14 protein-coding genes are annotated in these 15,021 nt (G+C 59.7%); 3 read left to right on the forward strand and 11 right to left on the reverse strand.

The genetic code is table 11. From position 1 onward, the window contains the following. Positions 1-2 precede the first annotated feature (2 nt). Together L9059_RS10940 and L9059_RS10945 are read left to right on the forward strand one after the other, a co-directional pair. The gene (locus L9059_RS10940) at positions 3-203 is read left to right on the forward strand and encodes a DUF1656 domain-containing protein (RefSeq protein WP_247290767.1); all 201 of its coding nucleotides are present in this window, start codon (positions 3-5) and stop codon (positions 201-203) included. 24 nt (positions 204-227) lie between these two features. Next, positions 228-1,082, forward strand: a complete 855-nt coding sequence (locus L9059_RS10945; protein WP_247290768.1) for an efflux RND transporter periplasmic adaptor subunit — start codon at positions 228-230, stop codon at positions 1,080-1,082. 112 nt (positions 1,083-1,194) lie between these two features. Here the strand turns inward: L9059_RS10945 and L9059_RS10950 are convergent, their stop codons facing one another. Further along, on the reverse strand, positions 1,195-1,587 hold the full coding sequence (locus tag L9059_RS10950; protein ID WP_247290769.1) for a DUF4440 domain-containing protein: 393 nt from the start codon (positions 1,585-1,587) through the stop codon (positions 1,195-1,197). Further along, the gene (locus tag L9059_RS10955) at positions 1,584-2,804 is read right to left on the reverse strand and encodes an MFS transporter (RefSeq protein WP_247290770.1); all 1,221 of its coding nucleotides are present in this window, start codon (positions 2,802-2,804) and stop codon (positions 1,584-1,586) included. The genes L9059_RS10950 and L9059_RS10955 overlap by 4 nt, the downstream gene beginning before the upstream one ends. 110 nt (positions 2,805-2,914) lie before the next feature. Here L9059_RS10955 and L9059_RS10960 point away from each other — a divergent pair, with 110 nt between their 5' ends. Continuing rightward, on the forward strand, positions 2,915-3,796 hold the full coding sequence (locus L9059_RS10960) for a LysR family transcriptional regulator (RefSeq protein ID WP_247290772.1): 882 nt from the start codon (positions 2,915-2,917) through the stop codon (positions 3,794-3,796). 121 nt (positions 3,797-3,917) lie between these two features. Here the strand turns inward: L9059_RS10960 and L9059_RS10965 are convergent, their stop codons facing one another. From L9059_RS10965 to algG, 9 genes are all read right to left on the reverse strand, one after another. Next, entirely contained in the window at positions 3,918-4,742 is an 825-nt protein-coding gene (locus tag L9059_RS10965) for an SDR family oxidoreductase (RefSeq protein ID WP_247290773.1), read from the reverse strand. 33 nt (positions 4,743-4,775) lie between these two features. Next, complete coding sequence (locus L9059_RS10970) at positions 4,776-5,240, reverse strand: multidrug transporter (RefSeq protein ID WP_247290775.1); 465 nt, start codon at positions 5,238-5,240, stop codon at positions 4,776-4,778. A 283-nt stretch (positions 5,241-5,523) separates the two neighbouring features. Next, entirely contained in the window at positions 5,524-6,975 is a 1,452-nt protein-coding gene (locus L9059_RS10975; protein WP_247290778.1) for a mannose-1-phosphate guanylyltransferase/mannose-6-phosphate isomerase, read from the reverse strand. A gap of 225 nt (positions 6,976-7,200) precedes the next feature. Further along, the gene (locus L9059_RS10980) at positions 7,201-7,857 is read right to left on the reverse strand and encodes an alginate O-acetyltransferase AlgF (RefSeq protein WP_247290779.1); all 657 of its coding nucleotides are present in this window, start codon (positions 7,855-7,857) and stop codon (positions 7,201-7,203) included. A gap of 17 nt (positions 7,858-7,874) precedes the next feature. Beyond that, entirely contained in the window at positions 7,875-9,050 is a 1,176-nt protein-coding gene (locus L9059_RS10985; RefSeq protein WP_247290781.1) for an alginate O-acetyltransferase, read from the reverse strand. Positions 9,051-9,061: 11 nt separating this feature from the next. After that, on the reverse strand, positions 9,062-10,627 hold the full coding sequence (locus L9059_RS10990) for an MBOAT family O-acyltransferase (protein WP_247290783.1): 1,566 nt from the start codon (positions 10,625-10,627) through the stop codon (positions 9,062-9,064). 211 nt (positions 10,628-10,838) lie between these two features. Next, positions 10,839-11,972, reverse strand: coding sequence for a mannuronate-specific alginate lyase (locus tag L9059_RS10995; RefSeq protein ID WP_428480258.1), 1,134 nt, complete (start codon positions 11,970-11,972; stop codon positions 10,839-10,841). A gap of 11 nt (positions 11,973-11,983) precedes the next feature. Then, positions 11,984-13,432: an alginate O-acetyltransferase gene (locus L9059_RS11000; protein WP_247290784.1), complete on the reverse strand. Its 1,449-nt coding sequence runs from the start codon at positions 13,430-13,432 to the stop codon at positions 11,984-11,986. Positions 13,433-13,442: 10 nt separating this feature from the next. Next, positions 13,443-15,017 carry a mannuronan 5-epimerase AlgG gene (algG, locus tag L9059_RS11005; protein WP_247290787.1) on the reverse strand — a complete coding sequence of 525 codons (1,575 nt, stop codon included), beginning with the start codon at positions 15,015-15,017 and terminating at the stop codon, positions 13,443-13,445. Positions 15,018-15,021 lie beyond the last annotated feature (4 nt).

The raw sequence follows: 15,021 nt of genomic DNA on the forward strand, positions 1-15,021 counted from the left end.
TCATGCCTCGTGAAATTGCCTTCCATGGCGTGTACATGCCGACCATGACGCTGATGTTTTTCCTGGCCATCGCGTTGGCCTGGGCCTTGGACCGATTCCTGTCCGGGCTCGACCTGTACCGTTTTTTCTGGCATCCGGCGTTGCTGCGCCTGAGCCTGTTTACCTGTCTATTTGGCGCCCTGGCGCTGACTGTCTACCACTGACTCTCTCCCTCAGAGAATGCCCTGATGAAAAAGCTTTTCAGCCTGCTCGCCACGTTGCTGGTGCTGGCGCTTGCAATATGGATCGGCCGGACCCTGTGGGTGCATTACATGGACACGCCCTGGACGCGCGATGGCCGGGTGCGCGCGGACATCATCAACGTCGCCGCCGACGTCACCGGGGAAGTGGTGGACGTGCCGGTGCGCGACAACCAGTTGGTGCGCAAAGGCGATCTGTTGATGCAAATCGATCCCGAGCACTACCGCATCGCGGTCAAACAGGCGCAAGCGCTGGTGGCGTCACGCAAGTCGACCTGGGAAATGCGCAAGGTCAACGCCCGCCGCCGCGCAGACATGGACGCACTGGTAATCTCCAAGGAGAACCGCGACGACGCCAGCAACATCGCCGACTCGGCCCTGGCCGATTACCAGCACGCCCAGGCTCAACTGGAAGCCGCGCAATTGAATCTCAAGCGCACCGAAGTACGTGCGGCGGTCGACGGTTATGTCACTAACCTCAACGTGCACCGCGGCGACTATGCGCGTATCGGCGAAGCGAAAATGGCCGTGGTGGATATGAACTCGTTCTGGGTCTACGGCTTCTTCGAAGAAACCAAGCTGCCCCACGTGCGGGTGGGCGACAAGGCGGATATGCAATTGATGAGCGGCGAAGTGCTCAAGGGGCATGTCGAGAGTATTTCCCGCGGCATCTACGATCGGGACAACCCGCAGAGCCGTGAGCTGATCGCCGATGTGAATCCGACCTTCAACTGGGTGCGCCTGGCCCAGCGGGTGCCGGTACGGATTCACATTGACGAGGTGCCGGAGGGGGTGCTGTTGGCTGCGGGGATTACTTGTACGGTGATCGTCAACCCATTGTAGAAGCGTGCTTGCTCGCGATGGACCAGAGGGCGACGCGTGCATTCAGCATGTACGCGTTATCGTTGACGCCCATCGCGAGCAAGCTCGCTCCTACAGTCGATCGTCGTTGTGATCAGCAAAAGGTCTCATGCAAATGCCGCCAAACCACCCGGCCTGATAGCTGCTTTTCAAGCACCACAGTCGAACGCCGATCCGTCTGCAGCCCTGCCGCATCGGTCTGCAGTTCGCGATAGCTCAGGGTTGCGCCGCGCTCATGCAGGTCAACCCCGTGCATCTCGCCAAGCTCAATGCGCAGCCCGATTCGGGCCCCGCCAGCCTTGCGGAACAATTCGCCCAACTGCTCAAAATCCAGAAGCCTGCCAGCCGGCGTGATCATCGAAAACTGCGGCGAAAAACGCGTCAGCAGGTTTTCCACTACGGCAGGGGGCTGAGGGCCGGCAAACCATTTTTCAATCTGGCAATGAGCTTCAATGACTTCGTCAAAATACTCGCGGTAATCATTCATGCAGTTGTTTCCTTGAGGGGGGATGGACGAACAAGCGCTTGCACCCGCGCTGCATCAAATCTCAGCACGGCAATCAGGGGCAGCAAGGTCAGGACGGCGGCAAGCAGAAAACATTGCTGGAAAGCCCGCAGCGAATCCGCACCCAGGGCACCCAGCAGCGCACTCAATACCGCCGTGCCCAGGCAGAAACTCAGCTGACGATTGATGTTCCACAACGCGCTGGCGTGGTTCATACACCCTGGGTGCACTTCGAGAAATGCCAGGGTCTGTGCGCTGCTGCTGCAAAAACTGCCGCCCAGCCCCATCAGGGCATAGGCGCCGATCGGCAGCCAGACTTGCGATTGATCAATCAGCACCAACGCCGCGATGCCCAGGCTTTGCAGGAGCATCCCGGCGATCAGCAACGGCTTTGGGCCCCAGCGATTGAACCCACGTTTGCCAAGGACTATCGCCACCGCCGAACCCAAGGCCCAGGGCAACATCAAAGCACCGATACGTGTGGTGGCGAAACCCAGTTGGTGCAGGTACAGCACCGCGATCAGGCTGGTGCCGATGAACACCCCGGGCACGAACACATACACACCCATGGCCAGCCGCAGCGACGGACTTTTGAGCAGCTGCAAATCGAGCAGGCGGCCGATTTTTTGTCCGCTGTCGCGTACGTCATCTGCCCGCAACCACAGCGCAGCCAGCAGCAGAGTCAACAGCGTTAGCGGCAGGTTGAGGATAAACACCCAGCGCCAGGACAACGCCTGGACAATCCACCCACCCGCTGCCGGCGACAGTGCCGGCACCAGCAGGGCTACGGACAGCACCCAGGCGGTCAGGCGACTGCGCAGGTGCAATGGGCAATGCCGAAAGGCCATGGCCTGGCCGACGGGAATCAGCAACCCACCGCCCAGGCCTTGCAGCAGGCGCCAGCCGATCAGTGCTTCTATCGAGCCCGCCCCGGCCACCAGCGACGAGGCGAGGCCGAACAGCGCCAGCGAACCGAGAATCAGCCGTCGCTCACCAACCCTTGCGGCGAGCCACACACTCAACGGGATGATTAGCGTCAGGCCCAGCATGTAGGCGTTGCTGATCCATGCCAGTTCGCTGACCGACGCGTGCAGTTCCTTGGCAATGTCGGGGTAGGCGATGCTGGCAATGAACATGTTCAGCAGGTCGAGTGCAAAGCCCAACAGATACACCAGTGCAACTTTCGAGCGATAAACCATAGCGACTTCCCTGTAGTGAGGCGTGAAGGGTAAGGCGGCTAAAGCCCTAGGGGAACGCGGTTCTGACTGCTAGTTTGTCAAAATTATTTTGACAAAGAGTGCCTGCGAACATGGTTAGCCTGGATCGTTTCGATACCTTCAAGGCGGTGGTCGACGCCGGATCATTGACCGCCGCCGCGAATCTGCTGGGGCAGACCCGTGCGGTGGTCAGCTTCAATCTCAAGCGGCTGGAAGCCGAGCTTGGGGTCACGTTGCTGACCCGCAGCACGCGCACACTAGCCCTGACCGACGCTGGCGAGCGTTTTTACCAACGCTGCGTGCGTACCCTGGATGAGGCGCGAATGGCGGTCGAGGATGCGCGCTCCGAGCACACGCAACTGCGCGGTACCTTGCGTATTACCACCACGGTGGAGTTCGCGCTGGCGCAAGTGGTGCCGGCGCTGAAGGTCTTTCGCGAGCAGCATCCACAGCTGAACGTGCACCTGTCGACGTCTTCTACCCACGCCGATCTGATTTCCGAGCGCTTTGACCTGGCGATTAGGCTGGGGCGCATGCACGACTCCAATCTGCGTGCGGTGCAGTTGTCGACCTTCGAGGTTTTCGCGGTGGCTTCGCCGGCCCTGGTCGATTGCCTTGAGCCGGTATCGACCCTGGTGGCGCTGGAGCAGTGGCCGACGTTGGGGCATGGGCGGGTGGCGGAACTGGCGGTGACCAGCCCCGACGGAGTCGAGCATTTGTATCAGCCAGCACCCGGGAAGACGACGATCGTCGCAGACGGTTCGATCACCCTGCGGGCGTTTGCGTTAAGCGGACAGGGGGTGGCTATTTTGCCGCAATGGCTGGTTGCAGAGGATCTGCAGGCGGGGCGATTGGTGCGCTTGTTGGCGGATCATTCCTTCAGCCAGCAGGGGGTGTATGCGCTGTATCCGGACACGCGGCATTTGCCGCTGAAGGTGCGGGCGTTCATCGATTTCATGAAGGATTGGCGGTGAATGTGAGGACCCCATCGCGAGCAGGCTCACTCCCACATCGGATCTCCATGACACACAAATTATGCGTCTAACGAAAATCCTCTGTGGGAGTGAGCCTGCTCGCGATAGGGTCAACCCGGCCTCAGAGCTGCCCCTTCAACCCGAACCGCTTCATCAGCCCCATCTCCAGTAACCCCTTGGGCAACAAAGCCGCCAACAACGGCAGTGCCCGGCTGCCATTGCCCAACCGAATCAACCTTGGCGGTTGACCCTGCTGCGCAGCTTTCAACAAACCAGCGGCAAATTCGCTGGCTGGCGTCGGTTTGTCCTGGGATGCTTTGGCCCGCGCCCGTATGCCTTCACGCAATGGCCACCACGGCGATTGCTCGGTGATCAACTGCTCTGCTTTCTGGCCGGCATTCTTCGCGAAGCTGGATTCGATGGCGCCCGGCTGAACCTCCATGACCTGGATGCCGAACGGTGCCAGCTCCATGCGCAGGGCATCGCTCAAGGCATGCACGGCGGCCTTCGAAGCGCAGTAGGCGCCGGCGAATGGTGTCACCAGCACCCCCGACACACTGCCGATATTCACCACCAGGCCTTTGGTGCGACGCAGCACCGGAAACATCGCCCGGGTGACGCCGACAATCGCGAAAACGTTGGTTTCGAACTGGCGCTGCATCGCCGGCACACCGCCATCGAGCAGCGGCCCCATGGCGCCATACCCGGCATTGTTGATCAGTACGTCGAGGCCGCCGCGTTCCTGGTTGATCCGCGCACTCAACGCCTCAAGCGCCGCACCGTCATTGACGTCCAGCTGCACGGCGGTAAACCCGGCAGCGGTCAGTGCGGCTACGTCCTCGGGTTTGCGTGCGCTGGCCCAGACTTCGTAATCGGCCGCCTTAAAGACGTCGGCCAGGGCGCGGCCAATGCCGCTGGAACAACCGGTAATCAACGCAATCGGCATGGCGCAGTCCCTGTGCAGGAGAAAGTGGGGCAATCAGTCGGAGAAACTACCCTGCAAATGCTCGGCGCGAAACTCCAGAGTTTCCGGTCGATAACCGGGCCGCAACGGCGGCAACGGCAAACAGTTTTCCCAATTGCCACCGGACTGCAATTCACCGGGGCCGCGGTAGCGCGGCGCTGTGTATTGATTGTCCGCGAGGTTGACCGTATCGCCCGGCGCATAAGCGGCGACGCGCCAGCGCAACTCGGTCAGCGGCACGTCGTTGCCGTTGTTCATGGTCAGGTGCAAGGGTCGGTCCGCGGGGCAGCTCTGTGGCGCATAGCTGATGCGCAACTCCAGGCGTTCCAGTTGCTTGAGTTCGCGGTGATCCATCCAGATGACCCAGGTGGCCACGATGCCCAGCCCTGCGGCGGCCGCCAAGGATACCGGCAAGGCTTTGGCGGGGTAGCGAAGGAGCAGGACCAGCCAGGTAATGACCAGCAGGACGCCGATAAACATGACGCGAAACCTCTGGGGAAAGAAGGTCATCCTACCTAAGCGCAGGGGAGGTGGCGATGGGCTTGATTAGTGTGGTGAATCAAATGGCCTCTTTGCGGGCAAGCCCGCTCCCACAGTGATCGGTGTAGGACACAAAGTTCAGGACCAGACCAAAACCCTGTGGGGGCTTGCCCGCGAAGAGGCCGGTGGAGGCACCCCCAATGCAAAAAAAAGCCCCCGCCCAACCTGCTGCGGATGGGGAATCGCAGGGGGTTGGACGGGGGCTTCCTGTCTTGCTTAACGCTTACTGCGCGATGGTTTTCACCGACACGCCGCGCTCGATCGGGGTGGAGCGACCGTAGATATCTTCAAACCGCTCGATATCGTCTTCGCCCAAGTAGCTGCCCGATTGCACTTCGATGATTTCGAGTGGAATCTTGCCCGGGTTGCGCAAGCGGTGAACCGACGCGATCGGAATGTAGGTCGACTGGTTTTCGCACAGCAGGAACACATTTTCGTCGCAGGTCACTTCAGCCGTGCCACTGACCACGATCCAGTGTTCGGCGCGGTGGTGGTGCATCTGCAGCGACAGGCACGCCCCGGGTTTGACCGAGATGTGCTTGACCTGGAAGCGCCCGCCCATGTCGACCGAGTCGTAGGAACCCCACGGACGATAGACTTCGCAGTGATTCTGGGTTTCGCTGCGGCCCTGTTCGTTGAGGGTGTTGACCATCTGTTTTACGCCTTGGACCGAGTCCTTGTGGGCGATCATCATGGCGTCTTTGGTTTCGACCACCACGATGTTTTCCAGGCCGATCACCGACACCAATTTGCCGTTGCCGTGGATCATGCAGTTCTTGCTGTCCTGGATCACCACGTCGCCTTTGGTGACGTTGCCGTTGGCGTCTTTCTCGTTGACTTCCCACAGCGACGACCAGCAGCCGACATCGCTCCAGCCGGCGGTCAGCGGCACGACGCAGGCGCGCTGGGTTTTTTCCATCACCGCGTAGTCGATGGAATTGTCCGGGCAGCAGGCGAAGGTGGCTTCATCGAAAGTGATGGTGTCGGCGTCCTGTTCGCTGCGCTCAAGGGTCAGCAGGCAGGTGTCGTAGATATCCGGATCGTGCTTTTTCAGTTCTTCGAGAAAGCGGCTGGCGCGGAACAGGAACATACCGCTGTTCCAGAAATAACCGCCAGACTGGACGAACTCGGTAGCGCGTTTTACGTCCGGTTTCTCGACGAAGTGCGAGACGCGGCTGACGCCTTCCGGCAGTAGTGAATCGTTGGCCGACTTGATGTAGCCGTAGCCGGTTTCCGGCTTGGTAGCCGGCACGCCGAACAGCACCATTTCACCGTTTTCCGCAGCGACCGTCGCCAGAGCCAGGGCGCGTTGCAGGGCTTTCTGGTCTTCCAACACGTGGTCGGCCGGCAGCACCAGCATCAACTCATCGCGACCTTCATTGACCAGCATCATCGCGGTCAAGGCGACCGCTGGTGCGGTGTTGCGGCCGAACGGTTCCATGAGAATGCGCTGGGTTTCCAGCTTGCGGGTACTCAGTTGCTCGCTGACGATGAAGCGGTGGTCCTTGTTGCAGACCACGATCGGGGTGTCCATGCCATCGAACACCAGGCGTTCCAGGGTTTGCTGGAACAGCGTGTGCTCACCGGTCAGGGCGAGGAACTGCTTGGGGAATTGTTTGCGCGAAAGCGGCCAAAGACGTGAGCCGCTACCACCTGACAAGATCACCGGAATCATGTTGTTACTCCTTGAAAATCGTTTGGTTAGAGCTACGAACGCTGTGTCGTTTCACTCTTGTTTTTGTTCCGTGTCCCGACTGACACCTCGCCCCTTGTAGGAGCGAGCTTGCTCGCGATGGGCGTCAACGAAAACGCGTGCTGTCTGGATCAACGCGTTGCCCTTGCGTTTTTCGCGAGCAAGCTCGCTCCTACAGAGGGGGCCTGGGTCAACCGGGCAAATGTGTTAGCGCGTCGAAACCGGGCGTTTTACCCAGACTGGCGACAGGCTGCTGCCTTTACCGGTGACGTACAGCACGGCGGCTTCACCGCGTTCCAGGGCAACCGGTTTCACGTCGCCGACTTTGGTGGCGCCGTCATACAGGGCCAAACTGACTTTGACCGGGTTGATTTCACGCTCGCCACGGCCCTTGGCCGCCACGGACGGCACAACTTCAGTCTTGCCGTCGGCCGTTTTCAGGGTCAGGGCCTTGTCGCTCAGGTTCTGCACGCGTACCAGGGATTTCTGCTTGTTCTTGAACGGCGGTTCTTCGATCAGTTGCGGCGCGCCGCTGGCGTTGTTGACCAGGGTGTAATAGTGGTCACCGGCCAGTTTCACCGGCAGCGACTGGCTGCCGACCTTGGCGCTGTAGTCGCCGCCCGGCATGAAGCTGAAGTCAGTGCTGGACAGCGGCTCGACTTCGGCCAGGTTAGTGCTGCCGACGGTGGCGCTGACTTCAGCATTGCCAGCGTTGTAGACACGCACGAAGCTGGAGCCTTTCGGTGCGGTCGGGCCGTAGAGCGCAGAGTCGCCACCGGCGAATGCGTTCATCGACAGGACGCTGAAGGTCGCGGCCAGTGCAAAGGTCTTGGCGAGACGACGAGGAGTTGTAGTGAAAGTCATGGTAGTACCTCTCTCTTTCAGTTTTGCGCCCGGTCGGGCGTCTCGGATTTAGTGTTTGCGGCTACTTTCTGTTGGCGGGCGCCGGCTTGTTTAAGCTCTGCGACCCACTGTGGGTCGGCGTCACCGATTTCGTTGTTCACAGGCAGATAACGTTCAGGAAACTCCCAGATCAGCACCTGTGGCGGGCTGTTCTTGAAAGCATTACTTTTGAGGTAGCTGAGCATCGGCAGGATCGGGCCATGGCCGTCTTCGGCGTAATTGACCACGTCGCTGTTGAGCGCTTGTTTCAGTGCGCCGACGAAGTTCCAGTTCGGGTTGGCGCTGTAGCTGGTACCAATCAGCGCCACCGGCACTTCGGTGTTGGCGAACAGTGCATCACCACCTACAGGCTGCTCGGCAGTGGCGACCGTGTTGCGCTTTTGTAATGGCTCTTGTGCCGGCATCAGATTTTCGAACAGCGGGTCCAGTGGCAGGAACAGGCGCAGGTCGCCCTTGTGGGTGACTTTTTCCGCAGGCTTGGTGACGAAGTGTTGTGGTTCGCCGCTGAGCGGGAACTGGGTGGCAATGGTCTTTGCCAGGGTTTCAGCCGCGACTTGCGCGCCTTCTGGAGTCCAGTGGGTGTCGGTGCGCAGGAACACTTGCTCACCTTTGAGCTTGGCCTTGTTGAACGGGCCGAGCAGGTCCGGGGCGAGGATCTTGTTGGCTGCCACGCGGGCGTGGAAGTCCTGGTACAGATTGGCGTGAATGCTCGAAGGCTTCACTTCACCCAGGTGCTCCGGATATAGGCGCGCCTTGGCCGGCACGATCGCCATCACCAGCTTCACGCCTTTCTCTTTCAAGGTCTGACGCACGCCTTCGACCAGCGCGTAGTTGCCTTGCAGGTTCAACTCTTCGTTGACGATCGGGTTGAACTCTTCATCGCTGTACAGCCATTGATCGCGACCGAGCACCACGCCCGGACGACCTTCGTTGAACAGTTTGAAGTCCAGCGCAGCCCAGAGGTTGGTACCCAGGCGCTTGATCGGAAACTCGTCGTCGTAGTGCGTCTCGACCGCCTTGGCCCAGCGCCCGTTGAGCACCGTGGTTTCGGCGTTGGTGCTGAAGCCCAGGAAGCTGCGCGTGGACCACAGCCCCAGGGCCACCAGGATCACCATGAACAGGGCGATGTAGAACAGACGTAATGAGCGGGTCATGGTCAGATCCCTCAGAACTGGAAGTAAAGGAACGGCGAAAAGCTTTGCGCCGAGAGTTTGAAGATCGAGGCGATGAACAGCAGCAGGACCAGGGCGCGCATCACGTAGCGCGACCAGTCAGCGCTCCAGTAGGCCGGTTGCACCTGGGCTTCGACGCCGACGGTGTAGCCAGGCTGGTGGATGCTGCCCGGGTTGTCGCCCGGTACGGCCTTGATCATTCCTGGCGTGGCAGCGGCGGGCCCATCGACCTCGACGTTAACGTCAGGCTTGTTCTTGACCGGCGGCTGGTTGCTGTAGAAGTCACGAATGCCGAAGAACGCCAGGGTGGCGTAGGCCACGACCAGCGTTGCCACTTGCAGGCCGGTTAGGCTGGCCTGGTTGAGTTCCGACAGCGACCATTCGCCGAAGCTGAACATCGCGCCGTACATGCGCCCGGCGACGTGCAGGTTTTCCGAGCGGAAGATCACCCAGCCCATGACCACCAGCAGGAATGTCAGGGCCCAGCGGATCGGGTTGATGCTGCGCGGCGAGGTGTTCAGGCCCAGGGCCTTCTCGATCGCCAGCCACATGCCGTGCCATGCACCCCAGACGATGTAGGTGATGTTCGCACCGTGCCACAGGCCACCGAGCAGCATGGTCAGGAACAGGTTGCGATAGGTCATCAGCGTGCCTTTGCGGTTACCGCCCAGGGTGATGTACAGGTAGTCACGCAGCCAGGTGGACAGGCTGATGTGCCAGCGCCGCCAGAACTCGGTGATCGACTGGCTGATGTACGGCTGCTTGAAGTTTTCCATGAAGCGGAAGCCCATCATCAAGCCCAGGCCGATGGCCATGTCGCTGTAGCCGGAGAAGTCGAAATACAGTTGCGCGGTGTAGGCCAGGGCGCCGAGCCAGGCATCGCCGGTGGTCGGGTTCTGCAAGGCAAAACAGTGGTCGGCGACCACCGCCAGGGTGTCGGCGATGAAGACTTTCTTGATGAAACCCTGCATGAACCGCGTACAGCCTTCGGAGAACTTGTCGAGGGTGTGGGTGCGGTTGTTGAACTGATCGGCGAGATCGCGAAAGCGCAGGACCGGGCCGGCAATCAGGTGCGGGAAGATCGCCACGAAAGCGGCAAAGTCGATCAGGTTGCGGGTCGCCGGGGTATCACCGCGATAGACGTCGATGATGTAGCTGATGGACTCGAAGACGTAGAACGAGATACCGATCGGCAACAGCACGTGGGTCAGGATGAAGGGCGACAGGCCGACCGAGGTCATCATCGCGTTGATGCTGTCGACGCCGAAATTGGCGTACTTGAAGTAGCCAAGAATGCACAGGTCGACGGCCACACCGAGCAGCAGCCAGCGCTGGGCCGGTTTGGTCCGCACGCCGGCGGCGCCGACTTTGAGGCCGATCCAGTAGTTCCACAGCGTGACGGCTGCGAACAGTGCAAGGAAGTCCACTCGCCACCAAGCATAGAACACATAGCTGGCGAGCAGCAGCAGCAGGTTGCGATAACGTATTCCGCTCAGGTAGTACATGCCGAGAAAGATCGGCAAGAACAGAAACAGGAACACGTTGGATGAAAATACCATCCCGATCTCTCCATGTTTAACCAACATTCAAGGGCCTGCGGCCCCCCAAACCCCCCACCGAAAAAACGGGGGATAACTCACAAAACTCAAACTCGACACTGACCCTGTGGGAGCGGGCTTGCCCGCGATAGCGGTGGGGCAGGCGACATCAATGTTGAATGTCAGATTGCAATCGCGGGCAAGCCCGCTCCCACAGGGTTTTGTATTGTTCCTAGGAACCTTTTTTGCCTTTTTCATTGGCCGGGTCGTAGACCTTGGTCAGGTCACCCCCCAGCCGGAACGTCTTGAATGGCTGCATCTCGTGCTTCTTCTCAAGCACATCCGGCGAGCAGGTGTAGAGCGTGCAAAATGGTTCCAGCCAGGCGAATTTCGAGTCGACCTTGAGGTCGGTCATGTCCTGTTCCTTGCCGTTCTTCTTCTCGAATTCTTCCGGGTCTTCAACCCCGGCCAGCACTCGTTCGCCCAGGCGCTTGAGCGCGCCATTGTTTTCCTGACGCACGTCCACACCGTTGACCAGCGCAAAACTGGCGATCATCGACAGCGGCGGCAGGGCGTAGTTGTGATAGGCGAGGGCGCGTTGCTGGCGTTTCATTTCGTTAGGCAGGAAGCCATCGGCATCGACCTGATTGGCGCCGACTTTGTATTCCTTCACGGCCCAGTCGAACAGGTCGCGGCGGTTGGTGGCGATGGAGGTTGCCATCACCGACCAGGCGGACCAGTAAGAGTGATTGTTGGTTTTTTCCAGCGGCAGATTGTCCCAGTCGCTCACCACCTGATCAGCCATCTTGCTGAACCAGGCCTCGATCAACTGCGACTCCTGCTGATGGTTCGCCAATGGATGTGAGTCGGAGAATTTCAGGCGGATATACGAAGACGCCATGCTGCCCAGCGCCCATTTGCGCATGGACTTGCCGGTGTGGTTGAAGTCCTTGGACATCAACGCGTCGGCCTTGGCCCACGCGGTCAACCAGTTGAGCGTGCATTCGAGCTGTTCCGGACGACCGTCGCGCATGAACTGCATCACGCGCTTGCTGGTGCCGCGTTCGATCTTGGTGATATCAGCGGTGGTCTCGCGAAAGGCTTTTTCCGATGCTTTGTTCAGCGTCGAACGGGCCTTGTCGGAGCCTTCATACTTGCTGCGAAATTGCAGCGAGCCGGTGTAGGGCGTCGGCATGGCGTCACAGCCATCCTTGAAGTCGCCGATCTTCACTTTCTCGATGGGTGCGAAGTAACCCTGGGGCGGCCGCAGTGGCGCGGCGGCCTGAGTGGCGCCGGCGAACATCGCCAGCGTCAGCAGAGAAGGTGCGAGCAACTTCTTCAGCGTTCGCGATTGCATGCATGTCATAAGAGGTAACCTCATTGCCCGGCTTGAGCGGTACGCTGCCCAGCGCCAGGGAACACGTTGCGTTTGCAGATTTTCGCTTCGACCTTCTGCGGCGCGGCACCTGCTTCAGGGCCCTGGACTTCGACGGCCAGCAGATTCTGCGAGGCCCAGTCTTCGTCCGTGCGCAACTCGAAGGCAAAACGCCCGTCGGTGTCGGATGTTTCCGGTTTGTCGATCTTGATGTCCTCGTGGCGACCGTTCATGTACCAGAGGGTTGCTTGCAGAGTTTTCACCGATGGATCGGCGAACCTGATGTCGACCTGGTGATTGCTGTTTTGCAGGTTCAGGTTCTTGCTGTTGACCATCAGTTCGTTCTTGCCCGGCTTGAGCGTGGTGCTGCCGGTCATCTGTGCTTCCTTGCCTTCACAACCGTTGTCCAGCAGCGCCATCATCTGGCGGTAGATGGTTTCCTGGTCGAGGCGATAGAGTGGCGAGAATTCCCAGATCAGGATCTTTGGTGGCTTGTTCTGGAAATCTTCGCTGCCCAAGTACTGCAGCATCGAACCTTCCAGGCCGCCGCCGGGGAACGCCACGTTGAGGATGTCGGCGCCGATGGCCTCTTGGAGGAAGCCGGCGAAGTTGTAGTTCTTGCCACTGTGACTGGTGCCGACCAGGGTGATCTCCGGGTTGCCGGAGTCGCTGAACAGATCGCCATCGGCGGCTTCGCCTTTGGGTTCCGTGGTGAATTGATCCATATACTGGACGGCGTAACTGGTGCCGCAGAGTTGACCGGCCATATTGTGTAATGTTCCGGTCTTGCCCATGCGCCCCGACTTGTGGGTCTCGAATTCACGCTTGGGAATGTCGGCGAAGCCCGGAATTTGCTTGACCTTCTCGGCCACGATCTTCGCTGTGCGTTGGGCGCCATACGGGGTCCAGTGTTGGTCGCCGCGGAAGTAAAAATCGTGGGAGGGCAGGGTGTCGGGCAGCGACTCGTTGGTCAGCGGCGACAGGTCTGGCACTACGTAACCCATCTGCGCGAAACGGCCGAGCATGGTCTTGTAGTTCTTCAGCGCCTTGTCGAAATCGAACTGGGCTTTTTCCTGCGGGTTGAGCTTGTTGCGGTTCACCAGGCCACGGGTAGGCTGGTACACAACTACGAGTTCGACGCCTTTGCTCTTGAACGCATCGTGTAGTTGTTGCATGCGCTTGTAGCCGGATGGCGTGGTGTCGAACTCGGTGCGCAAATCTTCCTGGGTACGGAACAGCCAGTCGCCCTGGGCCTGCACCAGCGTGGTGAAGTTCTGCTGATAACGCGTGGTGTAGTTCTTCGCGTCATGGGCTTCGGGGCACAGGTTGCAACAGGGTTCGGCAGTGAAATCCGGCGCGTTGAGCTCGTCGGCGCGCACTCCGTTGCTGGCGGCGAGAATGCCCAGGGTCAGGCCCGACAGGCTGAGTAATTTGATCAAGTGTGGGTGCATAAAATTATCCTCAGTCCTGCAGTTCGGTCTGGCGTTCGACAGGGTCGATCAGCACGGCTTTCTGCTGGCGTACCAGCAGGTCGAGAATTTCATCCTGACGCTCGCCAAGAATCCCGTTGAAGCTGATGCCGCTGGATTTGGTCGGGGCAAGCATCGACACGCGATACAGCTCGACGCTCAATGGCGAGTCGATGGACAGCGGGCCGCTGCCGTTGCCGGCCAGTTCGCCGCCAACGATAATCAGCGAGACCTGGGCGTCGAATGGGTCCAGCTTGATATCGCGGTCCGTATCGGTCAGGTCTTTGATGTGGCCGTAGACGCCGGTCAGGCCGTTGGCCATGGCCAGGTTTTCGTAGAGACGGATGTTCACGCTGTTACGAATGCGAATGCCGTGGCGACGGTTGCTGATCACCTTGTTGCCATACAGCAGGTTGTCGGCACTCTCGTAGAGGGTGATGCCGTCAGTGTGGTTCTTGTAGATCTCGTTGTAGGCGATGATGTTGTTGACACTGTTACGGTCAATCACCAGGCCCGACAACTTGTTGTCGTAGCTGCGGTTGTTGAAAATGAAGCTGTCGTTGACCTCACGGGAGATGATGATTCCGTGCTTCTTCTTGGTCCCGAACACGGTGTTGTCGGCAATGATCAGGCCGTGGGACCGGTCATGCGGGTCAATGCCGTAGACGATGTTGTCTTTGTAAGTGTTGCCCTTGACCACGAAGTCCCGGGTTTCATAGCAGTAAAAGCCGTACCACATGTCCGAGAACTCGGAGCCGACGATCCAGCCGGTCGGTTCAGGGCGCTTGAGCACCTTGGCCATGTTCGGCGTGTATTGGGAAACACTCACGCCGTAGGACTTACTGTTGGCGTAGCCGAAGCTGGCAATCTTGCTGTTGGCGATGTAGGTCTCGGTGCCGCCCCAGGACAGCATGAACGGACGGAATTCCTTGGGCGACTTGAAGGTCGCCGGGCCATTGTCCTTCTCGCGCCAGCCAGTGATTTTGGTATCACGCACGAACAGTTGGCCGTCGTTGACCAGGAACGAGCCGGCCTCCTGGGACAGGCGCAGTTCCTGGGTCTGCTGGTCGATTTCGAGGATGCCTTTTTCACCGACCACGATCGGCAACTTCGCCAGGTAAACCCCCGGCGAGGTTTCGCTGAAGTACTGCTTGGGCAGCTTCTTCGTCAGGTCCTTGAGGTTCATGTAGCCGTCGTCGATGAAAATCGCCTGGGGGATGCCGTGCTGGCGCACCACCCATTCGGCCATCTTGTTATCGCCGCCGATGAAGTCCTTCAGGGCGTTTTCCTGCATCATCCGACGCACGCTGACTTTACCGGCCTTGGTGCGGACGATCTTGGCGGCAATGGCTTCGGCGGTGTAGCCGGAGGTGTCTGGCAACTTGGGTTTTTCCAGCTCCAGCGGCGCGGTTGGCGCGCTGGTGACGGTGTAGGTCTTGGCCTGTTGCAGTTCCTTGCCCATGGTCACCGGCTTGGTCACCGGCTCCGCGTTGGCGAAGGCGGCCGCACTTGCCAGCAGCATCGCGCCAGCCAGCAAGGTGATGGAACCTCGCTTCGGATTGTTCATGTCG

This window comes from Pseudomonas violetae, from assembly GCF_023072615.1.
In the GTDB taxonomy this organism is placed as follows: domain Bacteria; phylum Pseudomonadota; class Gammaproteobacteria; order Pseudomonadales; family Pseudomonadaceae; genus Aquipseudomonas; species Aquipseudomonas violetae.